22 protein-coding genes are annotated in these 26,406 nt (G+C 59.7%); 3 read left to right on the forward strand and 19 right to left on the reverse strand.

Going from position 1 to position 26,406, the window contains the following annotated elements; translation table 11 throughout:
* Together H6B10_RS02300 and H6B10_RS02305 are read right to left on the reverse strand one after the other, a co-directional pair.
* Positions 1 to 1,152 (reverse strand): PTS transporter subunit EIIC (locus H6B10_RS02300; protein WP_204649303.1); only part of this gene is annotated, 1,152 nt, incomplete at its 3' end.
* A gap of 18 nt (positions 1,153 to 1,170) precedes the next feature.
* Positions 1,171 to 3,354, reverse strand: coding sequence for an alpha-galactosidase (locus tag H6B10_RS02305; protein WP_204649304.1), 2,184 nt, complete (start codon positions 3,352 to 3,354; stop codon positions 1,171 to 1,173).
* Between the two features lie 307 nt (positions 3,355 to 3,661).
* Here H6B10_RS02305 and H6B10_RS02310 point away from each other — a divergent pair, with 307 nt between their 5' ends.
* Entirely contained in the window at positions 3,662 to 4,600 is a 939-nt protein-coding gene (locus tag H6B10_RS02310; RefSeq protein ID WP_204649305.1) for an AraC family transcriptional regulator, read from the forward strand.
* Here the strand turns inward: H6B10_RS02310 and H6B10_RS02315 are convergent.
* The 9 genes from H6B10_RS02315 to H6B10_RS02355 all read right to left on the reverse strand — a co-directional run bounded on the left by H6B10_RS02315 (position 4,561) and on the right by H6B10_RS02355 (position 13,181).
* Entirely contained in the window at positions 4,561 to 4,896 is a 336-nt protein-coding gene (locus H6B10_RS02315) for a helix-turn-helix domain-containing protein (protein ID WP_204649306.1), read from the reverse strand. The genes H6B10_RS02310 and H6B10_RS02315 overlap by 40 nt on opposite strands.
* 245 nt (positions 4,897 to 5,141) lie before the next feature.
* On the reverse strand, positions 5,142 to 8,066 hold the full coding sequence (locus H6B10_RS02320) for an InlB B-repeat-containing protein (protein WP_204649307.1): 2,925 nt from the start codon (positions 8,064 to 8,066) through the stop codon (positions 5,142 to 5,144).
* Between the two features lie 689 nt (positions 8,067 to 8,755).
* Positions 8,756 to 9,253, reverse strand: coding sequence for a hypothetical protein (locus tag H6B10_RS02325; RefSeq protein WP_204649308.1), 498 nt, complete (start codon positions 9,251 to 9,253; stop codon positions 8,756 to 8,758).
* The gene (locus H6B10_RS02330; protein WP_204649309.1) at positions 9,250 to 10,089 is read right to left on the reverse strand and encodes a metal ABC transporter permease; all 840 of its coding nucleotides are present in this window, start codon (positions 10,087 to 10,089) and stop codon (positions 9,250 to 9,252) included. The genes H6B10_RS02325 and H6B10_RS02330 overlap by 4 nt, the downstream gene beginning before the upstream one ends.
* A complete protein-coding gene (locus H6B10_RS02335) occupies positions 10,086 to 10,793 on the reverse strand; it encodes a metal ABC transporter ATP-binding protein (RefSeq protein WP_204649310.1) in 708 nt (235 codons plus the stop codon). The genes H6B10_RS02330 and H6B10_RS02335 overlap by 4 nt, the downstream gene beginning before the upstream one ends.
* Positions 10,793 to 11,809, reverse strand: a complete 1,017-nt coding sequence (locus H6B10_RS02340; protein ID WP_204649311.1) for a metal ABC transporter substrate-binding protein — start codon at positions 11,807 to 11,809, stop codon at positions 10,793 to 10,795. Before H6B10_RS02340 ends, H6B10_RS02335 begins: the two co-directional genes overlap by 1 nt.
* Before the next feature lie 104 nt (positions 11,810 to 11,913).
* Positions 11,914 to 12,213 (reverse strand): hypothetical protein, encoded by a 300-nt coding sequence (locus H6B10_RS02345; RefSeq protein WP_204649312.1) that lies wholly within the window; start codon positions 12,211 to 12,213, stop codon positions 11,914 to 11,916.
* 19 nt (positions 12,214 to 12,232) lie between these two features.
* Positions 12,233 to 12,673, reverse strand: a complete 441-nt coding sequence (locus H6B10_RS02350) for a Fur family transcriptional regulator (protein ID WP_204649313.1) — start codon at positions 12,671 to 12,673, stop codon at positions 12,233 to 12,235.
* Between the two features lie 88 nt (positions 12,674 to 12,761).
* Positions 12,762 to 13,181 carry a MerR family transcriptional regulator gene (locus tag H6B10_RS02355; protein WP_204649314.1) on the reverse strand — a complete coding sequence of 140 codons (420 nt, stop codon included), beginning with the start codon at positions 13,179 to 13,181 and terminating at the stop codon, positions 12,762 to 12,764.
* A gap of 144 nt (positions 13,182 to 13,325) precedes the next feature.
* Here H6B10_RS02355 and H6B10_RS02360 point away from each other — a divergent pair, with 144 nt between their 5' ends.
* Both H6B10_RS02360 and H6B10_RS02365 read left to right on the forward strand, forming a co-directional pair.
* Positions 13,326 to 14,213 (forward strand): aldo/keto reductase, encoded by an 888-nt coding sequence (locus H6B10_RS02360; RefSeq protein WP_204649315.1) that lies wholly within the window; start codon positions 13,326 to 13,328, stop codon positions 14,211 to 14,213.
* 16 nt (positions 14,214 to 14,229) lie between these two features.
* Complete coding sequence (locus tag H6B10_RS02365; protein WP_204649316.1) at positions 14,230 to 14,790, forward strand: flavin reductase family protein; 561 nt, start codon at positions 14,230 to 14,232, stop codon at positions 14,788 to 14,790.
* A gap of 230 nt (positions 14,791 to 15,020) precedes the next feature.
* Here H6B10_RS02365 and H6B10_RS02370 read toward each other — a convergent pair whose 3' ends face one another.
* The 8 genes from H6B10_RS02370 to H6B10_RS02405 form a co-directional block, all read right to left on the reverse strand.
* Positions 15,021 to 15,230, reverse strand: a complete 210-nt coding sequence (locus tag H6B10_RS02370) for a hypothetical protein (RefSeq protein WP_204649317.1) — start codon at positions 15,228 to 15,230, stop codon at positions 15,021 to 15,023.
* A 30-nt stretch (positions 15,231 to 15,260) separates the two neighbouring features.
* Positions 15,261 to 16,298, reverse strand: a complete 1,038-nt coding sequence (locus tag H6B10_RS02375) for an ABC transporter ATP-binding protein (RefSeq protein WP_204649318.1) — start codon at positions 16,296 to 16,298, stop codon at positions 15,261 to 15,263.
* The gene (locus tag H6B10_RS02380; RefSeq protein ID WP_204649319.1) at positions 16,288 to 17,283 is read right to left on the reverse strand and encodes an ABC transporter ATP-binding protein; all 996 of its coding nucleotides are present in this window, start codon (positions 17,281 to 17,283) and stop codon (positions 16,288 to 16,290) included. Before H6B10_RS02380 ends, H6B10_RS02375 begins: the two co-directional genes overlap by 11 nt.
* Positions 17,284 to 17,289: 6 nt before the next feature.
* Positions 17,290 to 19,110 (reverse strand): ABC transporter permease subunit, encoded by a 1,821-nt coding sequence (locus H6B10_RS02385; RefSeq protein WP_243427218.1) that lies wholly within the window; start codon positions 19,108 to 19,110, stop codon positions 17,290 to 17,292.
* Positions 19,111 to 19,124: 14 nt separating this feature from the next.
* On the reverse strand, positions 19,125 to 20,117 hold the full coding sequence (locus H6B10_RS02390) for an ABC transporter permease (protein WP_204649320.1): 993 nt from the start codon (positions 20,115 to 20,117) through the stop codon (positions 19,125 to 19,127).
* 98 nt (positions 20,118 to 20,215) lie between these two features.
* Positions 20,216 to 22,117, reverse strand: coding sequence for an ABC transporter substrate-binding protein (locus H6B10_RS02395; protein WP_204649321.1), 1,902 nt, complete (start codon positions 22,115 to 22,117; stop codon positions 20,216 to 20,218).
* Positions 22,118 to 22,376: 259 nt separating this feature from the next.
* On the reverse strand, positions 22,377 to 24,179 hold the full coding sequence (gene pepF, locus H6B10_RS02400) for an oligoendopeptidase F (protein ID WP_204649322.1): 1,803 nt from the start codon (positions 24,177 to 24,179) through the stop codon (positions 22,377 to 22,379).
* 241 nt (positions 24,180 to 24,420) lie between these two features.
* Positions 24,421 to 26,292, reverse strand: coding sequence for an ABC transporter ATP-binding protein (locus H6B10_RS02405; protein WP_204649323.1), 1,872 nt, complete (start codon positions 26,290 to 26,292; stop codon positions 24,421 to 24,423).
* Positions 26,293 to 26,406: the final 114 nt, after the last annotated feature.

Consider the following 26,406-nt stretch of genomic DNA (forward strand, 5'->3'; position numbering starts at 1 on the left):
CGCCGAAATGCCGGAAGTGGCTGCCACACTTTTAAGTTTTTTGTCGTGGGTACGCAGCATGGCGCAGAGCGTGGCGCCGCCCTGGGCCACGTTGTTGCAGGAAGCAATGGCCAGCAGGAAGGAACCGCCGGCTGCCACCAGCTGGATATCCACCGGCAGCAGGCTGTGGTGCATACCGGTCATGGTCAGCGGCGCATACAGGAAGCCGAAGATCATGCCGCCTACCACGCCGAGGGAATCATGCAGCCACAGCAGGCCGTTGGTGATCCAGTCACCGGCGGTGCGCATCACGCCGCCCACCACGGTAAAGGTGAGGAAAGCGGTGATCAGCACCGAGAAGAGCGGCGTCACCAGGTTGTCCAGCACTTCGGGCACACGCTTGTGCAGCCACTTTTCGATCTGGGCCAGCAGGAAGGCGGCGGCCAGAACCGGCAGCACGGTACCCTGGTAGCCCACCTTGTCGATGGTCAGGCCGAAGATGTTCCACACCGGCACGGTACCGGCGGTCACCGCGTCGCCGTAGCTGTAGGCGTTGAGCAAATCGCCGGAGACCATGATCATACCGATGACGGCGCCCAGATAGGGGTTGCCGCCGAACATTTTGGCAGCGGAGAAGCCGATGAGGATGGGCAGGAAGGAATAGGCGGCACTGGCGCAGGTGTTGATCATGGATGCCAGGTCGGCCAGCCCGGGGAAGGCTTCCACCAGGGACTGGTCCGGGAAGAAGAGCCCGCTGGCAGTCATAACATTGTTCAGGCCCATCATCAGACCGCTGGCCACCAGGGCGGGAATCAGCGGCACAAACACATCGGACAGGGTCTTGACCAGCTGCTGCAGCGGATTCAGCTTTTTGTCCGCAGCCTTTTTCACGTCGCTTTTGGTGGCCTCGGCCACCCCGGCCAACGGAATAAACCGCTTGTACACTTCATCCACCGTGCCGCTGCCGATGATGATCTGGAACTGGCCCGCATTGGCAAACTGCCCTTTGACCAGATCCACCTTGAGGATGCCGTCCACATCCGCCTTGGACTCGTCCTTCAGCACCAGACGCAGGCGGGTGGCACAGTGGGCCGCGCTGATGATGTTGTCGGGGCCGCCTACCAATTCCACCAGCTGTTCAGCAGCCGCCTGGTAGCGTTCTTCTTTCGTCATGTTGTTTTCCTCCCAGTTTTATACTTTATGCAATACCGTCACGGCCGCCGTAAAGTCCTGTCGCAGCGGGTCGGCAGCCAGGCCGGATTCCATCAGTTCATCACCGCCAAACACGGCGTTATCCCCTTCCCGCCGGTAGTCGGCCTCGGGGTCCAGCCCCCGCAGGCGCACGGCGGTGGTGCGGCGCAGCGGGTCGGCCAGAATGCGGAACGCGCAGCAGACCACCGTTTGCCCGTCCGCCGAAACAAAATTCCAGGCTGCTTCGTTGCCTGTTCCGGGGTCCCGCAGCCGGTAAAAGGTGCCCTGCTGCAGGGTTTCCCGCAGTTCCTTGTAGAGAGCGATCTGCGCCCGGATCTCTTCCCGTTCCGCTTCGCTCAGGGTCCGGATATCCATCTCGTACCCCAGATTGCCCGACATGGCCGCCGCAAAACGGGTGGCCAGCGGTGTGATGCGCCCCGTCTGGTGGTTGGGCACCGCCGACACATGCGCCCCCATGGTCACCGGCGGGAACAGCATACTGGTGCCGTACTGAATCTGCAGCCGGCAGACGGCGTCGGTGTTGTCGCTGGTCCAGGTCTGGGGCATGTAGTAGAGCATTCCCGCATCGAACCGGCCGCCGCCGCTGGAGCAGCCCTCGAACAGTACCCGGGGGAACCGGGCGGTAAGCCGTTCCAATACGTCATACAGGCCCAGCATATACCGGTGGGACAGTTCCCGCTGCCGTTCCGGCGGCAGCCAGGCGGAGCCCAAATCGGTAATATGGCGGTTCATATCCCACTTGACGTAGGCAGCGCCGGTTTCCTGCAGCACACGGGCCACCGACTCTACCAGATAATCACACACCGCCGGGTTGGACAGGTCCAGCACAAACTGGTTGCGGCTGGGCACCGGTTCGTAGCGGGGGCTGCGGATGATCCAGTCCGGATGGGCGCGGTACAAATCGCTGTCACGGTTGACCATTTCCGGCTCGAACCAGATGCCGAACGCCACCCCGGCTTCCCGGATTTTCCGGGCCAGATTCCCCAGTCCATGGGGGAATTTGCGGGGATCAGCCGTCCAGTCCCCCAGCGCACGGTGGTCGTCGGTGCGGTTGCGGAACCAGCCGTCATCCAGCACAAAAAGTTCCATGCCCAGGTCGGCGGCCTGCCGGGCCAGGGACAGGCATTTTTCCTCGTCGATGGAGAAGGTGAACGCCTCCCAGCTGTTAAGCAGCACCGGGCGCGTCCGGTCCCGCCAATACCCGCGGCAAAGGCGCCGGGCATACAGCCGGTGGAAGGTGTGGGACAGGCCGTTCAGCCCTGCATCGGAGTAGACCAGCACCGCTTCGGGGCTGACAAACCGCCGGGCAGGGGCCAGCTGCCAGCCGAACGTCTGGGGATTGAACCCCATCTGCACCCGCACCCCGCCAAAGGGTTCCTTTTGTACCACCGCCCGGAAATCCCCGCTGTACACCAAGTTGATCCCCCATGCCCGGCCCCGGTCCTCGTCTGTGTTGGGGTCGGTCAGCAGCACACAGGGGGTCTGCTGCGGGCTGCTGGCGCCGCGGCTGCTTTCCAGCGTGACGGAATCCGCCGTGACCGGGCGGCGGGTTATGGTTTTTTCCTGCAAGTGCGCACCGGAGAGCGTCAGCAGGTCATAGTCGGCACGGGGAAAATCCAGGCTCATGGCCATCAGGGTTTCCAGCTGCAGCGGTTCTTCGGGACCGGCGACCACCTCCACATGGCGGCAGATGGCGTCATACTCCCGGAAGATGGTATAATACAGCAGCAGCTGCGCCCGGGTGGCGGTATCTTCCAGCCGCACCACCAGGGTCTCGGCTTCCTCCTCACCTTCGGCATAGACAGCCGGCAGACCGGTCAGCGGCGGTTTGCCCGGCAGAATCCGGTAATCCCGGTAGACGAACCGGGTCACACGCCGGCCGTCCGCTGTCTGGATACCATAGGCCGGGCTGCGGAAATCCCCCTCGTTCATGCCCGGGTATTCCTGGGGCAATGTGTCCAGAGAGAATTTCTTGTCCTCCGGGTCCGGGTTGGAACAGAATCCACGGTCAAAATACCGGGGACGGGCGCTGCCCCCTATGCGGCGGATATGGCGGCCGAACCAGCGGCTTTCCAGCCAGCGGCCCTTGGCAATGCCGAAGCAGTAGGTGATGCGCCCATTGTCCAGATAAAAAGCATTTTCTTGTTCTTCAAAGCGTATCATATAATGCTCCTCTCTTAATGCTCCTCTCTTTTGATATCCTTATCATACCGCTGTTTATCTGCCGGGTAAATGGTAAGGACGGGCTTTGAATGGTAAATTCTTGTCATTTCCTCCGCACATATGCTTTTTAGAAGGATTCTGCATAAAAACAAAGAAATCCGCCCGGCAGCTGGCAAAAACCCAAACTGCCGGACGGATCGTTTTCCACAAAGGGCGACCGGGTGGTTGTTTTTTCCCCATGGTAAATTCTTGCGGACATCTTCCATTCATGCTACCATAAAGGTACCACCTGGAAGGAGGTTTTCTCATGTATCCTCTGCCCCATCATTCGGTCGGTTTCCGTTTTTCTTCCGACCTGCCGCTGCTGACATTGAAAGGCGCCGGGCTGCAGTATGTGGACACCCCCACCTATTGCTGGGACAACCACAACCGCCGCGACGAACACTGCCTGATCCAGTTTTGCCTGGACGGTGCCGGGGCCCTGCAGCTGGACGACCTGCTGTATCCCGTAGCACCGGGGGATGCCTTCGTCATTGATATTCCGGGCAAAAGCCGCTATTATCTGCCGGAAAATTCCTCCCACTGGGAGTTTCTTTACTTTGAATTCAGCAAAGAATGCCTGCCCCTGCTGCGCAAGATCTACGGCCATACGGGGCCGGTGGTGCCGGTAGGGCTGGGTACACCTTTGGCGGAGCGGATGGTGACTCTTTACCGGAAGGCGCTGGAGGATTCGGTAGGCACCCTGTTTGAAAATTCCCGCCTGGCCTACGACCTTTGGATGGAGCTGACCGCCTGTGCCCTGGCGGTTACGGGAACCGAGCGTTCCCGGGTGGATGCAGCCAAATCCTACATTGACCAGAACTACCACAACCCCAACCTGAACCTGGACCTGGTGGCGGACCATGCGGGGTTGTCCAAATATTACCTGTGCAAGGAATTTCAGCACAAGTTCGGCGTTTCCCCGGGGAAATACATCCGGGAGGTGCGGCTGGCCAAAGCCTGCCGCCTGCTTATGACCAACACCGACTACACCATGGAACAAATTGCACAGCAGGTGGGGTACAGCAACAACAACTATTTCGGCAAGGTGTTCCGGGCCGAGAAAGGTCTGCCCCCCGACCAGTACAAAAAGCGGTCCAACCGGTACGATTTTGTACGCGCCGTCTATGAGACACCTCACGAGCCCCCTGCGCCGGAAAGCCCGGCTCAGGCTTCGCCGGTGTCGGCCCGGTCTACCAGCACCTGAACCACCGCATAGATCCGTTCCCGCTCAGCGGCAGGCAGGCGCCCCACCTGCTCCGCCAGCATGGACTGCTTGACAGTGTAGCCGGTATCTACCACATCGGTGAGTACCATATCCGCCGAAACATGCAGCCGGTTCAGCAGCGCCACAAAGGTTTCCAGCGAGGGGATTTTTTCGCCACGCTCCACCATGCCGATATAGTTGACGCTCAACCCTGCGGCACGGGCCAGGTCCTCCTGCCGAAGACCACTTTCCTGCCGGTACTGGCGGAGATTCCGCCCGATCGATGACCAATCCATAGACCAACCCTCCCAATGATTTCACACACGGACACGGCGGCCACGCACCGCGCAGCCGCCGTGTCCCGTTGGCGCCGCCGCAGCAAGGGCCGGAAAGCTGCGCCATAAGTATGGTACATTATACCAGATTTTTCTGCCTGCGGAAAGCCGTTCCCTTTGGCTGAAAGGCAAAAAAGCGCCGGGGCTTTCGCCCCGGCGCTTTTGCCGTTATTTTTACCGTTCAGGCGCAATACCTGATGGAGGTATTACTTATCCCGGCGGCGACGGTAGACGACCGTCAGCGCAACCATAGCAGCCACTGCCAGGCCGGCCACTGCAAACAGCAGGCCGAGGGGCAGGCTGTCGCCCGTCTGCGGGATGATGGATGCCGCAGTGGGAGCCGGCGTAGCGGCAGGAGCCGTTGCCTTGCTCTCGGTGGTATTGCTGGTGGTAGTGGTCTGGTACACCAGCGCATACGGAGAGAAGCCGTCGCTGCTGGGCACGGTGAAGCACAGACCCTGTTTGGTCGGCGTTACCGTGTAAACTGCCATGCGGCAATCATTCAGTTCGGTTGCAAAGGCATCCGATGCATAGTTACGGTTCAGACCGGTGTAGTGCAGAACCTTCACATCATACTTGCCGTCCACAACATCCTGATAGGTCACACCGTCCGGATACGGCCAATAGATGGTCACATCCTTATCAGTGGTCAGCACAGCGTTGCCGTTGTTGGCCAGCACCAGGTCCATGTAGAAGAAGCGCCAGGTGCGGGTAGTGTCCGCGGGAACCCTGCCCAGGACGCCGCCATCGGCTTCCACCTTGTCCTTCATCATCTGGACATACTGCTGATCGGTCTCCACAGACTGGTCAACGATTTCGTCCACCAGCAGAGAGACAGAACTGGTATCCTCAACCTTCAGCACACCGGAGTTGTCGCCATTGCCGCTGACGTAGTAGCTGGCATCGCTGGGCACCACGGCCTGCGGCACATCCACATCCGGCTTCAGCTGAGAAGCGTCGTTGGCCACCGTATTGGTCTTGGCATCCGGCGTAGTGCCGCGGATGGTCAGCGTAGAATTCTCGTAGTGGATGTTGTAGTACTTGCCATTCACTTCAGCAATGATCTGGGTGCCTTCTTCTTCCTGCACATAGAGCTCAGTGTCATAAGTCTGGCACAGAGTGTCTTCCACGGAGAACTCGTCCGAAGTAACGGCGTTGCCCTTATCATCGATCAGCTTGATGCGGGCTGCATCCGTTCCCTTTTCCGGCGTAAGCTGCATCAGCACGGTAGCATTACCATTGTAGGCAACAGCACTCCATTTGAAGTTGGCACGCTCGCCATCGTCAGAGGTAACGTCATACAGCTCTGCTGCCGCTTCATTGTCCTCCACCGTCACAGGCGTGTTGTCGGGCAGCGTCATGGTCATACCAAAGGTGGGCAGACCAGCCTCATTCGCATCGAACATTTCACCGTCATCGCCAACAACAGCCTGGTTGCTGCCGTCGCCGCCGGTGTAGATAACAATGGGGGCCAGTTTCAGCTCGACTTCGCCGGCGTAAACTTCGGTGTCCGCCGTAGCCGGCTTGGTTGTCGTCACGTTGTCAGCCGTGGTACCGGTCACATTAACGGTATTGGTCACCGTCAGGGTGCCGTCCTCTGCCGCCTCTTCGGTCACTTCATAGTTGTAAGTAACGGTCATGGTGTCGCCCACGGCCAGAGGCTCGGATACAGTCAGTTCGGTGCCGTTCAGGCTGGCGCTCACAGCAGTGTCGCCCTTCTTGACCTCAACGGTGCCCTGGAACTTGTCATCCTCCAACACCACCTGAGACAGGGCGGCGTTGCCCGTGTTGGTCACGTCGATGGTGTAGCTGATCTGCATGATACCGGTTTCGCTCACGTTGGGCGTACCGGTCTTGGTCACATCCAGTGCGGGGACTTCCACGAAGTTGTGGGTCGAACGGCTGTTGCCCTGGGTCACACCCGCAGAAGCGGACGCGCTGTTGGTCAGGCTCTTCTCATCCTCAGGAGAGCGGCCGTCCTCATCTACGGTGTAGCTGTAGGTAATGATGGCGGTATCGCCCTTTTTGGTCACAGCAGCCTGGCTCCAGACCGCATACAGGGTCTTGCTTCCGTCAATCGTGATTTCCTGTTCGGGCTGGTACACCGCATCACCGGTGCTGCTCTCACTCCAACCGCGGAAAACATTGCCGGACTTGGTGGGTACTGTTTCGGAGATCTTGTACGTCTGGTTGTACTTCAGGCCACTGGCAGCGTCAATCGTACCAGTGCCGCCCATCAGTTCATACGTTACAGAATACTTTTTCGCGCTGTTGGTAATGGTGGACGCAGATCCCTTGTTCTCGGTAAGTTCCACCTCGCCGTTCGTGTACACAGTAAAGTACACTTCGTTGGCAGCATTCCAGGCTTTCAGGTCGTTTTCGTTCTGTACCTCGACCACCTTGTAGTAACCGGGCGCCAGTTCCGTATGAGCGTACGTACCGGCATCCAGTTTGACCGCATCCTTGCCGTTTGCCGTAACAGTCAGCGGGATCAAAACCTTGCCCAGTACATCACCCTGCGCATTCACGTCCACGATATTGAACGTAAAGCTTGCGCTGGTCTGCTCACCGCCGTTGGAATCCAGGGCGTAATCCGTCACCTGTTTGCTGAGGTTCAGCGTATCGATGACCTTTTCCACCGTGGTCTTTTCGTAGAGGATCGCATCCACATGATACTGCATTTTAAAGCTGGACGTGTCGGCGTAGCTGAACTTAGCCCAACGGAGACCGTACTCATCACTGGTATATGTCTTATCCCCCAGTACCAGGCTGAACTTCGTGACTTCGCCGGTTGTCTCATTGATGGTCCAGCTGCTGGTACCCGTTTTGCGGTCCAGGTCCGTGGGCCAGCTGGAAACATACTGCGTGATGCGCTCTTCGTCGGTGGGGCTGATATCCGGCTCCATGGATGTACTTGCCTTACCGCTGACCTTACCGCCGCTGGTCAGGTAATAATAATCCGAGCCCACTTCACTGACAACACTTTCTCCGGGGATGGCAACAAACAGGTACACCTCGCGGGCCGACGTAGCGGCGGGCGTTTCCAGTGCCAGAGCCGAAGTGGGGACCATACTTGCGCACAACGCCAGCGCACAGATGGTGCTGACGATGCGTTTGAAATGGATTTTCATCCGCTGAGTCCTCCTTGGTCAAATGTGCAAAGGGTATATAACGTACATTTATTCAAAAAGCCGTTTGGCTGGAAAAGCACTTCTTTTCTGCTGCCATTCGACTGTTTGCGTCCGCCTGAGACAAAATTCTGCCCGCTCCGGCTGGGCCTTGCTCCCGAGCGGGAGACCGTATTTTGTACGGCTTTTTCTGGCCCGGAAAGCTGCACTTTCCTTCTCTTTTCGGCCGCTTGAATGCCGTCGATTGCGCACTTTCCGTGGTAGAATTTGATGTATATCTTTCCATACAGTTCATCAAAAATCAATAGACTGTATGCCGTTTTGTAACATTTGTAGAAATATTCGCCGCTATTTCCGCTTTATTCTTTTCATTTTGCCGCAACGCTTTTTCGCTTTCCTGCGATGATATTTTTGTCGAATTGTGACGTTTTTTGCAAATGCGGCAACATATGTCCATATCATGTGAAATTTCCGCATGTTTTGTATACGGTTGTATGACTTTCTTTGCGAATGAACTTTCCGGAACCGAATAGAATTCACCGGAGATTGCTTCAATTCACAAAAGCAGACCCCGATTTTCCTGTAAGGGAATCGGGGTCTGCTTCCGTACTTTTGTATTCCTGCCCTCCGCCGTTGGAGGCCGCCATTTATTCCGGGCCGGGGGTCCCGTGTTCCGGCAGCCGCCGGCAAAGTTAGCCTGTCGTTTCCACGCTTTCCGCCACAATATGGTGGCTTGGCAATCCGCCGCAGTCATATTCCGTAAAAATACCGGTGACCACCAGCTCGGTGCCCGCTTCGGGCTGCGTCCCGTCTTCCCAGATAAATTCCAGCCCCTGCTGGCAGCAGGCGGTGGCATCCTGGACAACTACCGTATAAAAGTAGTCCACATCCAATGCCGGGTTGGCCGGGTAGACCGCCAGCTGCCCTTGCATCCGCACCCGCTTGCCCAGGTATTGCTCCGGGTCGCGGACCATGGCAGCCACCTCCGCAAAGACCATGGTGGAGGAAAGTTCCGTCAGGTCCACGTCGACTGCTTCCGGGTCCCTGGTGGGTGCAGGCGTCAGGGTGGAAACCGGTGCCGACGGGGTCGCCGTGACCGCCGGGGTTGCTGTGGGGACCGGCTGCGCCCCGGTTCCGGCACAGCCTGTAAGCAGCAGCGCCAACAGGGCGCAGACCAGGCGGCGGCTCATGCGGCCCCTCGCAGCGCACCGGCCAAACGGAACAGGACAAAACCTGCCGCGTCCACCGCCACGATAGTGGCCCCTACCGGTGTGCCGGCCAGCACCGCCAGCAGGATGCCCGCCGCCGCGCAGGCCACCGAAAACACCGCCGCACAAATGGTAACCCCCAGAAAACTGCGGCATACCCCCATGGCTGCCAATGCCGGGAAGATGATCAGCGCCGAAATCAGCAGCGAGCCCACCAGATACATGGCCAGCACGATGATGACCGCAATGATGACTGCCAGCAGCAGCTGCCAGTGCCGGGCATTGACCCCCGACGCCTGGGCAAAAGTTTCGTCAAAGGTGACTGCAAAGATCTTTTGGTACAGCAGCACAAAGAGCGCCACCACAACCACCGACAGCCCGGCGCAAAGCCAGACTTCCTCTTCTGTAAGGGTGAGGATGGAGGTGGAGCCGAACAGGGTGCTGCATACATCCCCCGACAGATTGGGCGATGTGGAAAAGAGGTTGACCACCAGATAGCCGAATGCCAGCGCTCCCACCGACAGCATCCCCACCGCGGCATCTCCCCGGATCTTGGCGTTCCGGCCGCCCCGCAGCAGCAGTACGGCGCAGACCACCGTGACGGGCAGTACCAGCAGCATGGTATCGGCCAGACGCAGCACCGTAGCCACCGACATAGCCCCGAAAGCCACATGGGAAAGCCCGTCGCCCAAATAGGAAAAACGTTTGAGCACCAGCGTGACCCCGAACAGTGAGGAACAAAGGGCAATGAGCACCCCGACCACCAGTGCATACCGCACAAAGGGGTAGGTCCAGTAGAACTGCAATGTTTCGATCATGCCGGTGCTCCTTCCTGCCGGGCAAAGCGGCGCCCGGCGCCCGTCTGCAGATATTCTTCCCGGCTGCCGCAGAACAGGCTGCCGCCGATATGCAAAATGCGGTTGGCTGCCTGCAGGGCGGGGCCCACATCGTGGGTGACCATCAGGATGGTGACGCCCTCGGCGTTCAGGTCTGCGATCAGGTCATACATGGCGGCTGCCGCATCGGGGTCCAGACCGGTGACCGGTTCATCCAGCAGCAGGGCCCGCCGGGCTGCGCACAGGGCCCGGGCCAGCAGGACCCGCTGCTGCTGACCGCCGGAAAGTTCCCGGTAACACCGGCCCGCCAGGTCGGCCGCCCCCACTTTTTGGAGCATCCGCTCCGCCTCCGCCTTTTCGGCGCGGGTATAGAAGGGACGGAGCCCGCAGCGCCCCTGAAATCCGGAGCGGACAATTTCCCGCACCAATGCGGGGAAATCCCGCTGCACCTCGGTCTGCTGCGGCAGATACCCGATATCCTGCCGGGTCAGACCGTCCCCGAACCGGATCGCACCGGCCAAGGGCGGCTGCAGCCTCAGCAGGGTCTTCATGAGGGTGGTTTTGCCGCTGCCGTTCTCCCCCACGATGCAGAGATAATCCCCTGCTTCCACCGTGAAGTTCAGCCCCTGCAGCACCGCTTTGCCGTCATACCCCAGGGTCAGGTTTTCTCCCAGAATCTGTGCCATTATGCCGCCTCCCCGGCCCCCAGGGCCTGGCGCAGCACCGTCAGGTTCTGCCGCATCACCGAAAGATAGGTCACGCCCCGGTCTGCGTCGGCCGCCGTGGTCCCCTGCAGGGAATCCAGCGTCAGCACCTGGCAGCTGCCCCCGGCGTTCTGCCGGATGGTCTGGGCAATTTTGCCGTCCGATCCTTCTATGGTCAGCACCGCAGGCAGATTCAGTTCCTGCAGTTTTTCACTCAAAAAGGCCACCGTTTCAAAGCTGGCTTCGGTTTCGGCCGAACAGCCCGGGAAGGCCGCGTAATATGCCAGGCCGTAATCTTCCACCAGGTAACGGAAGGGGAACCGGTCCCCGAAGAGCAGGGTTTTTACCGGCGCCTGTTCCACCACCGCCGCATACTCGGCATCCAGCGCCGTTAGTTCCGCGCTGTAGTCGGCGGCTCTTTCGGTATACTGCCGGGCGTTGTCCGGGTCCAGCTGGGCCAGGGTATCGGCAATGGCGGTGGAAAGTTCCGCCGCGTTGCGCAGCGAAGTCCAGATATGTTCGTCTGTTTCCCCTTCTTCATGGTCGTGCCCGTCGTGGTCCTCCTCGGGCTGCATGCCTTCCACCGTTTCTTCCTCATAGACCCGGGTGCCCAGCAGTTCCATCAGGTCAAGGGTCCGGCGTTCCGGGTTGGCGGCGTTTTGCAGGGCATCCTCCACCCAGGCATCGGAAGCGCCGCCCACATACACCAGAAGGTCACAGTCCGCAATGGCCGCCAGGTCCGCGGCCGAAGGCTGATAGCTGTGCAGGTCGGTGCCGCCATCCTGCAAAAGGGTCACTTCCACACCGGGGGCATCCTCCCCCACCACCTGCCGCACCCAGTCATACACCGGGTAGATCGTGGCCACCACCTGCAGGGTGTCCGTCCGGGCCGACTGCGGGGTCTGGGCCGTCTGTACAGAAGTGTCTGCCGGGGCGGTGCAGCCGGCCAACAGTGCAGCCGCCAACAAAAGCGGCAGTATTTTTTGTCTGATTTTCATAAAAAAGTCCTCCGATTTTTGGCATGTAAACGAAAAATGAGCGCAAAAAACCAGGGGCCCGGCGCACGGCTTTGTGCGCTGCGTCCTCGGTAACGGAGGTCTGTTTAATTGTCCAGCCGGACCTTACAGGCTACCGGCGTGGTCCCGGGCAGGTACTGCACCGCACCGCCCGACAGCATAACGGCACCAAACACGGCGCTGCACACAGCTGCGGCGTGGGCTGCGGGACCCGCACCGGTTTTCAGCTGCCGGGCCGCCGCCTGCAGGCAGGCGCAGACCGGGCAGCTTTGCCCCGTACAGGCATGGCGGATTTCCCGCGCCAGGAACCAGGCCGAAAAAAGAACGCCCACCGCCAGCAGAACACTGAGGGTCCAGGCGGCGATTTTACGTCCCACAGGGTGCATGGCGTTCTCCTTTCCGTCTTTACAAAATGATCATTGGCCGGCGGGCGGCACGGCAAGCTTCGCAGATGCCGTAAAACACCGTACGGCGGGGGTCCAGGGCAAACCCGTGGTGGTCCAGCATATGCAGGCGCAGATGTTCCACCTCGTCACAATGGAGATGGATCAGCGCCCCGCACTGCTGGCATTTGCAGTGGTAGCAAGCCGGTTCGGCAGGTTCCGGTCCGGGGCCGGTATAGGCATAACAGGCACCGGTGGAGCCATCCACCGTGTACCTGGTCACCAGCCCTTCCTCCACCATCCGGTCCAGATGGCGGTAAACAGTGGCCTTGCCCATCTGGACACCCTGCCGGGCAAAGTGGGCGCAGACTTCGGCCGCCGTCACGTGCTGCCCCGGCCGGGCACACAGGTAGGCGGCAATCTGTTCCCGCTGCCGGGTCTTGTAATGTTGTCTGCCTTCCACGGGCAGTGCCTCCCTTGAATTTGAAACTGTGTTTCAGTTTACAGGGTTTCCCGCCTGTTGTCAAGGGGATGGAAAAAACAGGCACCGGTCACCGGTCCGCCGTTCCGGGCTGTACATCGGCCAGCAGATTGCTGAAATAGGGCTGTTCCCCGGCCAGGACCCGGTCGTAAAACGCCTGTTTATTGTCCACATAGGCCACTACTTCTTCCAGTTGGGCGATCTGTTCCCGCAAAGCCTGCCGTTTTTCGTCCAGAATGGTTTTTCGTTCGGGGATGGAGGCCGCCCCCTGCAGGCAAAGTTCCATATAATGGTACATCTCCCGGATGCTGAACCCGCACCGTTTCAGGCAGCCCAGTCCTTCGATCCAGGCGATATCCTGCTCATCAAAAACCCGGCGGTTGGCCCGGTCCCGCTTTACGCGGGGCACCAGCCCCTGGTTGCAGTAAAATTTCAGTGCCTCATAGGTCATGCCTGTTTTCTCGCAGGTCTGTTTCATGGAATACAACATGGCGCACCCTCCCGCATGTTCACGATAAATTCACAAAGCAGCCCTTGACCGGTAGTTACTACCGGATGCTACACTGAGGATACCACAGGCGCCCGCCCCACGCAAGAGGGCACCGCGGCCAATCTTAAAACGGAGGAAATGACAATGGAATATGTAACCCTTTCCAACGGTGTGCGCATGCCTATGCTGGGCTATGGCGTTTATCAGGTAAGCCGGGAGGAATGCGAACGCTGCGTACTGGATGCCCTGGGCGCGGGCTACCGTTCGCTGGATACCGCCCAAAGCTATTACAACGAAGAACAGGTAGGCAGCGCCATCCAGAAGTCCGGCATTCCCCGGCAGGATATTTTCCTTACCACCAAAGTCTGGGTGGAACATTACGGCTACGACGCCGCCCGGGCTTCGGTGCTGGATTCCATGGCCAAACTGCAGACCGATTACCTGGACCTGGTGCTGCTGCACCAGCCTTTTGCGGATTATTACGGGGCCTACCGCGCCCTGGAAGATCTGTACCGGGAGGGGCAGCTGCGGGCCATTGGGGTATCTAATTTTTATCCGGACCGTCTGGTGGATCTGGCCAGCTTTGCCCGCATCCGCCCCATGGTGAACCAGGTGGAGATCCACCCCTACCATCAGCAGGAGGAAGCCAAACACTGGATGGACAAATACGGCGTACAGGCGGAAGCCTGGGCCCCCTTCGGGGAAGGCCGGGGCGGCTTGTTCCAGGACCCGGTGCTCACCGCCATCGGGCAAAAGCACGGCAAAACCGCAGCCCAGGTCATTCTGCGGTGGCATTTGCAGCGGGGCGTGGTGGTGATTCCCAAATCCACCCATCCGGAGCGCATGCAGGAGAATCTGGCGGTGTTTGACTTCACCCTGGGAGAGGAGGAAATGGCTGCCATTGCCGCGCTGGACAAAAAAGAGAGCGCATTTTTCTCCCATCAGGACCCAAATATGGTAGAATGGTTTGTACAGATGGTTGACCGGCGCAAAACCCGGCAGGACAGCACCGGCGAACCCAAGAACTGGTAAACAGGAGGTTTTATCTATGCGTAAGAATTTTGGAGCCAAACCCTGGACCTATCCGCAGCCGGTGTTCATTCTGGCCACCTACGGGGAGGACGGCACCCCCGACGCCATGAACGCCGCCTGGGGCGGCATCAGCGATGATACCCAGCTTTCCCTGTGCATCAGCGCCGGGCACAAGACCACCGCCAACCTGCTGGCCCGCAAGGCCTTTACCGTCAGCATGGCCACTGTGGACCAGCTGGTGCCCTGCGACTATGTGGGCATTGTTTCGGGAAACACGGTGGCCGACAAACTGGCCAAAGCGGGCTGGCACACCACCCCCTCGGCCTTTGTGGATGCGCCCCTCATCGACGAACTGCCCATGACGGTGGAATGCCGTCTCATCAGCTATGACCCCGAAAGCTGCCGCCTGGTGGGTGAGATCGTCAACGTGAGCGCCGACGAAACCGTGCTGGACGCCGACGGCAAGATCGACCCGGACAAACTGCAGCCCATTATTTTTGACCCCATCCACAACACCTACCGCAAACTGGGCGAAAAAGCCGGCAACGCCTTCCGGGATGGCGCCGCGCTGAAGTAATTTTTCCGGCCTTTGCCCCGGTGCCGGGCAGATTGCCCGCGCGCCCTTTGCCCCATATAACAAAACGGACCCTTCCCTGGCTTACGCCGTCAGGAAGGGTCCGTTTTTGTATGATATTCCGGGAGGTGCCCGCTCACAGCGCGCACCGTGGGTTCACCCCACAGCGGCGGAAAGCGCAAAACCGCGCTGCCGCCTGCCGTTTCGGGACCGGGGCGAACCCCGCTTCTGCTTTACAGGAAGCGCAGGAAGAACACATAGAGTACCAGAAAGAATACCGCGGCCACCACGATCAGGGCCGGAATGAACACCACCAGCGCCGCCAGGATCATGGCCAGGCGGTCGTTTTTCTCCAGGGGCAGTTCCTCCCTCTCTTTGGCAAAGCGCTCCTCGGCCTGTTTATGGTTGGTCATGACGCGCTTGAGCTTTTTCTGAAAAAACATGATCTTGGTTTCCTTTCCGGCAGGGATGGTTTACTCGATCACTTCACCGGTAACGGTGTTGTTCTCATGCAGGGGGAAGTGGCAGGCCACAAAATGGCCGGGGGTGAGTTCACGCCACTCGGGCACTTCGTGCTTGCACTTCTCCTGGCAGAAACGGCAGCGGGTATGGAACTTGCAGCCTTCCGGCGGGTTCACCGGGCTGGGGATATCGCCCTCCAGCAGGATGCGCTTACGGCCGCCGTTGTCCTCCTCGGTGGTGGGAATGGCGGAGAGCAGCGCCTCGGTGTAGGGGTGCAGCGTATCGCTGAACAGTTCCTCGGCATCGGCCAGCTCCACCAGGTTGCCCAGGTACATAACGGCGATGCGGTCGCTGATGTACTTGACCACGCTCAGGTCATGGGTGATGAACAGATAGGTCAGACCGGCCTTCTGTTTCAGGTCGGACAGCAGGTTCAGGATCTGGGACTGGATGGACACGTCCAGGGCCGAAACCGCCTCGTCACAGACCACGAACTTGGGTTTCAGGGCCAGGCTGCGGGCAATGCCGATACGCTGACGCTGACCGCCCGAGAACTGGTGCGGGTAGCGGTTGAACATATAGGTGGCCAGGCCGCACTCTTCCATGATCTGGAAGATGTATTCCTTCAGGGCCGGGTCGTTCTTTTTGTAGATCCCGTGGGAGGTCAGGCCCTCGCCGATGATCTGGCCCACCGTCATGCGAGGGTTCAGCGAAGAATAGGGGTCCTGGAAGATCAGCTGCAGGTCCTTGCGCAGCACCCGCATCTGCTCGTACTTCTGCTGTTTCAGGTCGATGACTTCCTCGCCCTTATGGTACAGGATGTCGCCGTGGCTCTGGGGGTACAGCTGCAGGATGGTGCGGCCCAGGGTGGACTTGCCGCAGCCGGACTCACCTACCAGGCCCAGGGTCTCGCCCTCGTAGATATCCAGGGTAATACCGTCGTTGGCGCGCACATACCGCTGTTTTTCACGGAACTTGGTCTTTTTTACCGGGAAGTACTGCTTCACATCGCGGAGTTCCAACAGTACCTTTTTCTTCTCATTTTGCATTCTGCTGTCTCACCGCCTTTTCCGCATAGAAGCAACGTACCAGATGGTTGGGACCTACCTCGCTCAGGGGCGGCTCCTCCTCCAGGCATTTCTGGGTGCAGTACTTGCAGCGGGGCGCAAACTTGCAGCCCTTGGGCAGGTACAGGGGGTTGGGCACCGCACCGGGGATGGCATCCAGCTTTTTGCCCTTGGGGGTGTTCAGCCGGGGAATGGAGATCATCAGGCCCTCGGTGTAGGGGTGCGAATAGACCGACTTGTGGAAGATCTCCTTGGCGTCGGCCTTTTCCACGATCTGGCCGCAGTACATGACGGCCACTTCGTCGGCCATTTCATGGATAACGCCCAGGTCATGGGTGATGAAGAGGATCGAGGTGCCGGTCTGGCGTTTCAGGTCGTTCATCAGTTTCAGGATCTGCGCCTGGATGGTCACGTCCAGGGCGGTGGTGGGTTCGTCCGCAATCAGCAGCTTGGGCTTGCAGGCCAGGGCCATGGCGATCATGACACGCTGACGCATACCGCCGGACAGCTGGAAGGGGTACTGCTTGGCCACCCGCTCGGGGTTGGGGATCTTGACATCCGCCAGCAGGGACACCGCCTTGGCGTAGGCTTCCTTCTTGGTCATGTTCTGGTGGATGCGCAGCACTTCGCCGATCTGGCGTTCCACCGTGAAAACCGGGTTCAGGCTGGTCATGGGCTCCTGGAAAATGACCGAGATCTCGTTGCCGCGGATATGGTACATATCCTTCTCGGTGCAGCTGAGGATATCGCGGCCGTTGAAGGTCACGCTGCCGCTGTCGATCCAGCCGTTGCCGTCCAGCAGCTTGATGATGCTCATGGCAGAAACACTCTTGCCGGAGCCGGATTCGCCGACGATGCCCAGCGTCTTGCCCTCGTCCAGAGAGTAGGTGACGTCGTTTACCGCCTTGACGATACCCTTTTTGGTTTTAAAGTAGGTATGAAGATTTTTTACTTCCAGCAAACTCATCGTCGATCACCTCTCCTTCGATTTGGGGTCAATGGCATCGCGCAGGCCGTCGCCCACACAGTTGATGCTGATGGTGCAGATGCCGAACGCAATGGACGGGAACAGCCAGCGCCACCAGTAGTTCTCGATAACCTGGCCGTTCTGCGCACCGTTGAGCATGTTGCCCCAGGTGGCGTTGGGCTCGGTAACGCCGAAGCCGATGAAGGACAGGCTGGATTCGGTCAGCATGCAGGTGGCGAAGTCCAGCGTGGCGTTGACGATGATGACGGTGATGATGTTGGGCAGGATATGGCGCAGAATGATGCCGAATTCCTTGACGCCCAACGCCTTGGCGGCGGTGACGAACTCCTGTTCACGCTCGGCCAGCACGCTGCCGCGGACCAGACGGGCAATGCCCGGCCAGGACAGCAGGCCCAGAATGAACATGATCAGCACGATACGCTGGGTTTCGTCGATGCTGTTGCCCAGAATACTGGACAGAATGATACAGAAAGGCAGGAAAGGAATGGAGGAGACGATCTCGGTCAGACGCATGAGCAGGTTGTCGATCTTGCCGCCCTTGTAGCCCGAGATACCGCCCACCAGCACGCCGATGAAGGTGGAGATGATGACCGCGATGAAGCCGACGGTCATGGTCATACGGCCACCCACCAGCAGACGGCGGAAGACGTCACGGCCCAGCTGGTCGGTGCCCATCAGGTAGCCCTTCAGGCCCCAGCCCTCGGCATGGCCGTTTTCATCAATGGCATAGCTGGCGTAGTAACCGGCCGTCACGTCGGTGACTGCCCCGCTGAAGCTGGGCACATCGGTCTGGCCGAAGTTGTCGTTGCCCCAGGTAAAGGCGGTGCCGTCGTCCAGGATGACGGTAAAGTGATACCGGCCGCCCTCGATGGAGGTCACGTGGCCCTGGATCTCCTCGGGCACGTTCATGGAACCGTAGACGTTGTTGCCCCAGGTGTACACACGGCCGTCATCGGTCACAGCCGCGGCGCTCTCGTCGGACAGGGCCAGGTCCACCGTGTGGCCCTGGATCTCTTCCGGCACGGCGGTGTAGGAGTTGGTGGAGTTGGTCAGGGGGACCACCTCACCGTCCTTGGTCAGGGCCATGACGATGTTGGGGTTGTCGTCAAACTGGGCAATGTTGCCCTGTACTTCTTTGGGAATGGAAACGCTGAGCAGATAGGTGCTGCCCCAGTTGTAGAGCTTGCCGCTCTCGGTCAGGGCCAGAGAGATCTGGTAACCGGCCGAGATCTGCTTGATGGGCGAGGTATTGGTTTTCAGCTCAATGGGAATGCTGGCCAGACCCATACGGTCGTTGCCCCAGGTAAAGACCTGGTTGTTCTCATTGACCGCCACTACGTGGTCCAGACCGGCCGAGATCATGGTCAGTTTGCCCATCTCGGAGCTGGAAGGGATCTTTTTCAGCTTATCAGTGGGGAAAGTGCCCCACTCGTAGACGTTGCCGTTCTTGTCGATACCCACCGAGAAGGTGCTGCCCGCGGCAATATCCAGGGCGTTGTCTTTCAGGGCCTTGGGGATGTCCAGCATGCCGAAGCCCGGGGCCACGTTGGCCTGGGTGACATCCTGATAATTCATCTGGATGGGGAAGAAGAAGGGCAGGATCATGCAGCACAGGAAGATGAAGATAAAGGCGCACATGCCAATCATGGCGATCTTATCCCGGATGAAGCTGGTAACCACCATCCGGAAGGGGCTTTGCATCAGCTCGTCGTCCTGTTCCTCCTGGGGCATACCGCCCATGACCATGCGCTCGGCGGCCGCTGCTGCGGTGGATTTCCTGCCGGCGTCTTTCTTTTTCTTTGCCATAGTCAGGAACCTCCTTAGTTTTCAAGCCGGACCCGCGGGTCGACGATGGTGTAGGCGATGTCCATAATAACGTTGCCGGTCAGGGACAGCACAACGTAGAACATCTGCATGGTCAGAACGATGGAGAAGTCACGCTGCAGCAGGCCGTTGATCAGCATCTGGCCAAGGCCGGGCCACAGGAAGACGTTTTCGATAACCACGGAACCGCCGAACAGGGTAACGACCCAGGCGGTGGCAATGGTGACGATGGGAATCAACGCATTGCGGAAGGCATGCATGTAGATGACCGTCTTTTCCTTCAGACCTTTGGCCCGGGCGGTCTTGATGTAGTCCATGCGCAGCACGTCGATCATCTCGGCACGCACATAGCGGGTGATGGAACCGATGCCCGAAATGGACAATACGATCACCGGCAGCGCCATGTGCCACAGGGTATCCAGCACCAGTTCCAGTGTTCCGCCGCTGAAACCGGCCGATCGCACACCGCTGATGGGAAATATCGGGATCTTGACAGCAAAGGCAAAGATGAAAAGCAGCGCGATGATAAAGCTGGGCAGACTGTAGCCCACAATGGTAATGACCTGCACGAACTTATCGAACACAGAATTCTTGCGCACGGCGGTGGCAATGCCCAGCGGGATGGCGACGGCAAAGGTCACCACCATGGACAGGGCATTGAGCATCAGGGTGTTGAGCATCGGGGTGCCGATAACGTCCACAACCTGGCGCTTGTACTGGGTGGAGTAGCCAAAGTCGCCGGTGAGCATATTGCCGATCCAGATCAGGTACTGGATCACCAGCGGCTTATCCAGGCCCAACTCCTGGCGGGTACGGTCATACAAAGCCTGGTAGGCTTCGGGTTTCATGCTGTTGCGGGACTCGCCCAGCATCATGGTAACCGGGTCGCCGGGCATGGATTTGTAGATGAAAAACATCAGGATTGATATGATAAAGAATACGAAAACGATATAGACAAATCGTTTGACCAGATAACGGCCTTTGCCCATTCGGTTTCCCCCCATTTCCTAAAAAGCCGGCGGCCCCCCGGCAAAAGGGGAGCCGCCGGTCACTGACTGTGATGTTACGCGTGTTGGTAATTTACAGATTATTCTGCGACCCAGGCATCCAGGACAGCACGCTGCCAGCCCCAGATGGAGGAGTTGTACCAGCCCTGAACCTTGGTGGAGTAGAAGTCATAGTATTCGTCGGAGTACAGGGGGATATCCGGCAGTTTCTCGTTCCAGATCTGGATGTAGGTGCGCCATGCTTCCATCCAGGCGTCGGTGTCCTCGTAGGGGATGCTCTTCATGGCACCGGCGGCATTGGACAGCTCGCTGTCGGCGATCCAGTTGGAGTTGTAGCCGGCGGTCATCCACTGCGGGTCCTCGGAGTAGTTGTACCACGGGGAGTTGGCGGTGGCAAAACCGGTGGCCAGGTTGTACATGTTGTAGATGGTGTCGCCCTCATGGCTGATGGCAGAGGTCAGAGTGGCGAAGTCCATGGTGGTAGCCTGCAGTTCCATGCCGGCCTCGGCCATGTTGGTGGGCAGCATGGTGGAGAGCAGGTCGGAAACGGGGTTGCCGGAGGTGTTGGCCCAGGTGATGACCAGGGGCTTCAGTTCGCCGTTGACATCCTTGTAACGGGTGCCGGTGCCGGAGTACGGGGTGCCGTCCGCATTCAGGGTCCAGCCGTCCTCTTCCAGCAGCTGCTTGGCGGTGTCGATGTTCATCTCGTAGTGGTTCATGTTCTCAGCCAGCCAGTCGGCGTTCTCGGTGTATTCAGGCTGAGCCAGGCCGTAGGCAGCGTCCACGACAGCTGCGTAACCGCCGGAGTACTGGCGGGCGAACTCATTACGATCCAGGCAGTAAGCAATGGCCTGACGGACCTTCTCACTGTCGGTGGGGAACTGGCTGCAGTCGAACTGGACCTTGCCGTAGCCGTTGCGGTAGTAGGTGGTGTCGGCAGCAACGCCCTCTTCCACCAGGTCCAGACCGGCGTTGATGGTGTCGGCGCCGGAGCACTCGTACAGCACGTCAACGGTGCCGGCTTCCAGCTCGTTCATCATGGTATCGCTGGAAACGGTGCGGATGACCAGGGTCTCGATGACCGGCTTCACACCGCGGTAGTCGCCGTGGTAGCTGGGGTTGACCTTCAGGGTCGCCTGCTGGCTGGCCTCGTCGAAGCCGGCGAACAGGTAGGGGCCGCAGGTGACCTGCGGGTTGTAACGGTAGCCGGTGTCGATGTTGTTGATGGTCTCCTGCAGCAGTTCGGTGGTGAACTCGCCGGTGATGGAAGCACCGTTGTCACCGCCGACCACGTCGCAGCCCGGGGCGATGACAGCCATGGGGCGGGGACGGACGGCAGCGTAGGAGATATCCCAGTGGTAGGGCAGCTCCTCAGCCTTGATGGTGATGGAGAAGGTCATATCGTCGATGAGGTTGACGCCCGCGAAGGTATCGGCGGTGCCGTCATGCCACTCGTCGTAGCCGACGATGGTGGTGTAGGTGTTTCCGGGGTAGCCGTCCACACCGGTCATCTCATCGCTGCACTCAGCCAGCAGAGCGAAGACGTAATCCTTGGCGGTGATGGCAGAACCATCGCTCCAGACCAGGCCGTCCTTGATCTTGATGGTGTAGGTCTTGGTGCCGTCCTCGTTCTCGGTCTCCTCGTGAGAAGCCACGACGGTATCGTCGAACGCAAACTCGCCTTCCATGGTGTAGGTGACGGTGTCACAGCCATGGATCAGGTCATACATCATGTAGTTCGTGGCGTTGTTGTTGAAGGAGGTGTCGTAGAACTCATTGACGACCTGGGTGATGGTGCCGATGACCAACTGGCCGGTGGGCTCAGTGGGACGCTCGCTGGTGGGTTCCGCGGCAGTCTCGGTGGTCTCGGTGGCGGTGCTTTCCGTCGGGTTGTTGGTGACGGCGTCCTGACCGCCGCAGGCTGCCAACGAAACCGTCATGGCACCCGCGACCAGCAAGGACAGAAGTCTCTTGTTTTTCATGTGTACATTCCTTTCCTGTGTCCCGATACAGTAAATTTCAACCTGACCGAAACGACCAGCAATGGGAACCCTCACTGGCTTATCCGTTCCGGCAGAAATTGTTTATATTTTAGCAAAACCGCAGAGAAAAAGCAACCAAAAGTGTCGGAAAAGTGTGTGAAAGGTGAAACTTTCATGGTTTTCCCAAAAAAGAGCGCGATGAATCGTGCTTTTTCCCGGCGAAAAAGTTTTGTACGGGGGCTTTGTGCCGGGCTGCGGCTTACCGGGCCAGCAGGGCCTCCATCTCGTCCAGCAGGGTGTTGAAATATTCCAGCGCGCTTGCCACCGGTGCGGGGGTGGACAGGTCCACGCCTGCACCCTTGAGCAGGGTGACGGGGTCGGCGGAGCAGCCGCCGCTGAGGAAGTGCAGGTAATCCGCCACGGCGGGTTCGCCCTCCCGCAGGATGCGCTGGGACAGCGCCACCGCACTGGCAAAGCCGGTGGCATACTGATAGACGTAGAAGTTGTAGTAGAAATGCGGGATGCGGGCCCACTCCAGCGCGATCTCGGGGTCAGCCACGATCTCGTCGCCGTAGTACAGCCGGTTGAGTTCGGCGTACTTTTCGCAGAGGGAATCGGCGGTAAGGGCCTTGCCCTGGCGGGTCTGCTCGCTGCACCACAGCTCGAACTCGGCAAACATGGTCTGCCGGTAGAGGGTGGCGCGGAACCGCTCCAGGAAGTGGTTGATGAGGTAGGCGCGCCGCTTGGGTTCCTGGGTTTTGCCCAGCAGGTGCTGGATCAGCAGCGCCTCGTTGCAGGTGGAAGCCACCTCGGCCACAAAGATCTTGTAGTCGGAGTAGGTCACGCTCTGCTCCCGGTTGGAAAGGTAGGAATGCAGGGCATGGCCCATCTCATGGACCAGGGTGAACACATCGTTCAGGGTGTCGGTGTAGTTCAGCAGCACAAAGGGGTGTACGCCGTACACACCGGCAGAGTAAGCGCCCGAGCGCTTACCGGTATTTTCGTACACATCGATCCAGCGGTTGGCAAAGCCTTCCTCCAGGATGGAGCGGTACTCCGCCCCCAGGGGCGCCAGCGCTTCCAGAGCCATCTCTTTGCCTTCGGCAAAGGGAATGGTCATCTGCTCATCGGCCACCACCGGGGCGTACATATCATAGTAGTGCAGTTCGTCCACACCCAGCAGCCGCTTGCGCAGTTTGACATAGCGGTGCATGGCGGGCAGGTGCTGGTGCACGGTTTCGATCAGGTTGTGGTAGATCTCCACCGGGACCTCGGTCTCAGCCAGGGCGGCATGCAGCGCCGAAGGATACTTCCGGGCTTCGGCAAAGAACTGCAGCTGCTTCATCTGGGCGCCCAGCACGGCGGCACAGGTGTTTTTCAGCTTGCCATACCCTGCATACAGGGAGTGGAAGGTGGATTCCCGCAGGGTGCGGTCGGTGGATTCCATCAGGGAGCCGTAGCTGCCGTGGGTCAGCGGGTGGGCGTTGCCCTGGCTGTCCACCGCATCTGCAAAGGTCAGGTCGGCATTGTTCATCAGGGCAAAGATGTTGCCCGGGGCCTGGCCCATGCTGCCGGCAGCCGCCAGCAGTTTTTCCTCCGCAGCGGAAAGGGTGTGGTCCTTTTTGCTGCGGATGCGGTCCATCGCCAGCCGGTAATGCTCCAGCCGGGGCTCCTCTTTATAAAAGGAAACAAGACGCTCCTCGGGGATGGCCAGCAGTTCCGGGGTTTCAAAGGCCAGCGCCTGCCCCCAGGCCACAATGAAGTTATCCGCCCGGGTGCTCATCTCCTGGTAGGCCGCCTGACGGGTGTCCTCGTCGGTCTTGCGGTAGGCGTAGGAAATCAGCCGGTCCCCCTGTTCCGCCATCTGGTCCTGCAGCTGCAGGAAGGCCAGCAGGGTGGCGGCGCTGTCGTTCAGGTGACCCGCATACCCGGCCAGCTGCTGCAGAACGCCCTGCAGGCGTTCATAGTCCGCCTGCCAGGCATTGTCGTCGGGGTACAGGTCGGTGATTTGCCAGGTATAGGCCGGGTCCATCTGGCTGCGTTCCCGGATATTCTCTGCCATGGTATCGACTCCTTCTATTCCAGGCTGCGGCAGCCGCCGCAGTGGCATTTTGACATGCTTGTGTGCTCGTGGCGCACAGCAACGTTCCCAGTATAGCACAGTCCGTTGCCAATGTCACCGGTTTTTGAGAAAAAACGGGTAAAAAACGTAAAAAAAACGGGCACGGCTGCAAGCCGTGTCCGTTATGGGCGGGCAGGGGGTCATAAACGGCACTGCCGTGGGGTCCTCTGCCCCGCGTTGCTCACTCGTTGTAATACTGTGCCTGGGCCTGCCACAGCTGGTGGTACAGGCCCTCTTCGTCGGCCACCAGCGCGTCGTGACTGCCGGTCTGGACGATGGCGCCGCCGTCAAACACCGCGATGGCATCGCAGAATTTGCAGCTGGACAGCCGGTGGCTGATGTAGATGGCGGTTTTGTCCCCGGCGATGGCGTCAAAGCTGGCGTAGACCTCCGCCTCGGCAATGGGGTCCAGGGCGGCGGTGGGTTCGTCCAGCACCAGGAAGGGCGCGTCCTTGTACAGCGCCCGGGCAATGGCGATTTTCTGGGCTTCGCCGCCGGAGATCTCCACCCCTTCCTTGTCCAGGTCCTTGTAGAGGTAGGTGTCCAGCCCCTTGGGCATGGCGTCCAGCCGTTCCCCGAAGCCTGCATCCCGCAGGCAGCGCTCGGCCCGGTCCCGGTCATAGTCGGCAGCACCGGCCACGTTCTCGCCCAAAGGCAGGGCCAGCAGTTTGAAGTCCTGGAACACCACCGAGAAGAGGGCCAGATAATCCCCGTAGCGGTATTTGCGGATATCGATGCCGTTCAACAAGATTTCCCCCTCGGTGGGGTCATACAGGCGGCAAAGCAGCTTGATAAAGGTGGTTTTGCCGCTGCCGTTGGGCCCCACCACGGCCAGCTGGCTGCCGATGCGGAACTTGACGTTCACATGGCGCAGCGCCCAGCGGTCGCTGCCTGGGTAGCGGAAGGAAACATCCCGGAATTCCACCTGATAGTTGCGGTCGGCCCGCTTTTCGGTGGTCAGGCTGCCCTGGTACATGGGGTTGGGCAGGTCAAGATATTCATACACCCGTTCCAGAAAGATGCCGTTGGCGCGGATATCCCCCATGGTTTGCAGCAGCTGGGAGATACCGCCGAACAGCTGGGTGGCGGCCCCCACATACTGGGTGACGGCGCCCACATCAAAGGCCCCGGCCCAGGATTTGAGGCAGACAAAAAGATACACCACGCCGGTGAGCACCGCCGAGAGCGCCTGGGCCAGGGCCCGCAGCAGGCCCACGTCCCCCATGGCCCGCCGGGCCATGGCACCGCCCCGGCTGAAAGCATTGTTCTGCATATAGTGGTGGCAGACGTTTTCCTGCTGACTGTACATCCGCAGGTCGGCGGCCCGCTTGTGATCCATGGCTATAACACCGTAGAAGTTGAAATACCGGTTGGCCAGGCGCATATTCGCCGCCTGACGGCTCATGCGCAGGCCGGATTCATTGACGCAGGCAGTAGAGGCCAGCACCGCCCCCACCATGGCCGCCAGCACCCCCACCAGCGCCAGCGGGCCGTTGAGCACCGCCAGCGGGCTGCCCGCCGGCACATCGGTGAGGAAGAGGGTGAGCGTAAAGCCGATGCCGCCGAGAATCTGGGCGGCCGCCTTGCAGAAATCCGGAAAGAATCCCAGCGTCTGGGCCAGCCCGTACCCGGCCCACATATCGTTCTGTACGATCTGGCTGTAGAGGTCGTAGACTTCCTGCCGGTCCATCTGGGCATAGTCCATACCCAGCATTTTTTCGGCCAGATGTTGGGTCATGCGGGGGTGGAGCCGGGTTTTCTCATAGGCAGCCCACCGCCCCAGCAGCCCGTTGAGCAACGCCAGCCCCGCCGTGGCACTCACCGTGAGCACTGCCCAGAAGGCCAGCTGCCGGGGGTCGCGCCCGCCGGCCAGTTCGGCAATGATACGGGCGGAAAGCCAGATGGTCAGGTAGGGCGCCAGCGCCAGCCCCGCCGCGCTGAGCAGGGTGGACACGAAATAGGCGGGGCTTTTTTCTGCCCAGAGTTTCCACGCCCGCAGGTTGAGCACCCAGGTGCGGCGGTAGGTGCTGCTGTTTTCAGAAGACTTCGCCATAGTGCTCCCCTCCTTCCCGGTAGTATTTGCTCTGCACTTCAAACAGTTGGGCATAGCCGCCGCCCGCCGCCAGCAGGCTTTCGTGGGTGCCCTGCTCGGCAATGCGGCCCCCTG

Source organism: Gemmiger formicilis (genome assembly GCF_016901605.1).
In the GTDB taxonomy this organism is placed as follows: Bacteria; Bacillota; Clostridia; order Oscillospirales; family Ruminococcaceae; genus Gemmiger; species Gemmiger formicilis_B.

What these genes read in the sequence shown, in the direction of transcription:
- H6B10_RS02325 (WP_204649308.1), bottom strand. Translation starts at nt 9,253, where the DNA reads ATGAGCCGCCGCCTGGTCTGCGCCCTGTTGGCGCTGCTGCTTACAGGC.
- H6B10_RS02395 (WP_204649321.1), bottom strand. Translation starts at nt 22,117, where the DNA reads ATGAAAAACAAGAGACTTCTGTCCTTGCTGGTCGCGGGTGCCATGACG.
- H6B10_RS02365 (WP_204649316.1), top strand. Translation starts at nt 14,230, where the DNA reads ATGCGTAAGAATTTTGGAGCCAAACCCTGGACCTATCCGCAGCCGGTG.
- H6B10_RS02340 (WP_204649311.1), bottom strand. Translation starts at nt 11,809, where the DNA reads ATGAAAATCAGACAAAAAATACTGCCGCTTTTGTTGGCGGCTGCACTG.
- H6B10_RS02380 (WP_204649319.1), bottom strand. Translation starts at nt 17,283, where the DNA reads ATGAGTTTGCTGGAAGTAAAAAATCTTCATACCTACTTTAAAACCAAA.
- H6B10_RS02360 (WP_204649315.1), top strand. Translation starts at nt 13,326, where the DNA reads ATGGAATATGTAACCCTTTCCAACGGTGTGCGCATGCCTATGCTGGGC.
- H6B10_RS02355 (WP_204649314.1), bottom strand. Translation starts at nt 13,181, where the DNA reads ATGTTGTATTCCATGAAACAGACCTGCGAGAAAACAGGCATGACCTAT.
- H6B10_RS02390 (WP_204649320.1), bottom strand. Translation starts at nt 20,117, where the DNA reads ATGGGCAAAGGCCGTTATCTGGTCAAACGATTTGTCTATATCGTTTTC.
- H6B10_RS02315 (WP_204649306.1), bottom strand. Translation starts at nt 4,896, where the DNA reads ATGGATTGGTCATCGATCGGGCGGAATCTCCGCCAGTACCGGCAGGAA.
- H6B10_RS02310 (WP_204649305.1), top strand. Translation starts at nt 3,662, where the DNA reads ATGTATCCTCTGCCCCATCATTCGGTCGGTTTCCGTTTTTCTTCCGAC.
- H6B10_RS02405 (WP_204649323.1), bottom strand. Translation starts at nt 26,292, where the DNA reads ATGGCGAAGTCTTCTGAAAACAGCAGCACCTACCGCCGCACCTGGGTG.
- pepF (WP_204649322.1), bottom strand. Translation starts at nt 24,179, where the DNA reads ATGGCAGAGAATATCCGGGAACGCAGCCAGATGGACCCGGCCTATACC.
- H6B10_RS02320 (WP_204649307.1), bottom strand. Translation starts at nt 8,066, where the DNA reads ATGAAAATCCATTTCAAACGCATCGTCAGCACCATCTGTGCGCTGGCG.
- H6B10_RS02370 (WP_204649317.1), bottom strand. Translation starts at nt 15,230, where the DNA reads ATGTTTTTTCAGAAAAAGCTCAAGCGCGTCATGACCAACCATAAACAG.
- H6B10_RS02335 (WP_204649310.1), bottom strand. Translation starts at nt 10,793, where the DNA reads ATGGCACAGATTCTGGGAGAAAACCTGACCCTGGGGTATGACGGCAAA.
- H6B10_RS02330 (WP_204649309.1), bottom strand. Translation starts at nt 10,089, where the DNA reads ATGATCGAAACATTGCAGTTCTACTGGACCTACCCCTTTGTGCGGTAT.
- H6B10_RS02305 (WP_204649304.1), bottom strand. Translation starts at nt 3,354, where the DNA reads ATGATACGCTTTGAAGAACAAGAAAATGCTTTTTATCTGGACAATGGG.
- H6B10_RS02345 (WP_204649312.1), bottom strand. Translation starts at nt 12,213, where the DNA reads ATGCACCCTGTGGGACGTAAAATCGCCGCCTGGACCCTCAGTGTTCTG.
- H6B10_RS02375 (WP_204649318.1), bottom strand. Translation starts at nt 16,298, where the DNA reads ATGCAAAATGAGAAGAAAAAGGTACTGTTGGAACTCCGCGATGTGAAG.
- H6B10_RS02385 (WP_243427218.1), bottom strand. Translation starts at nt 19,110, where the DNA reads ATGGCAAAGAAAAAGAAAGACGCCGGCAGGAAATCCACCGCAGCAGCG.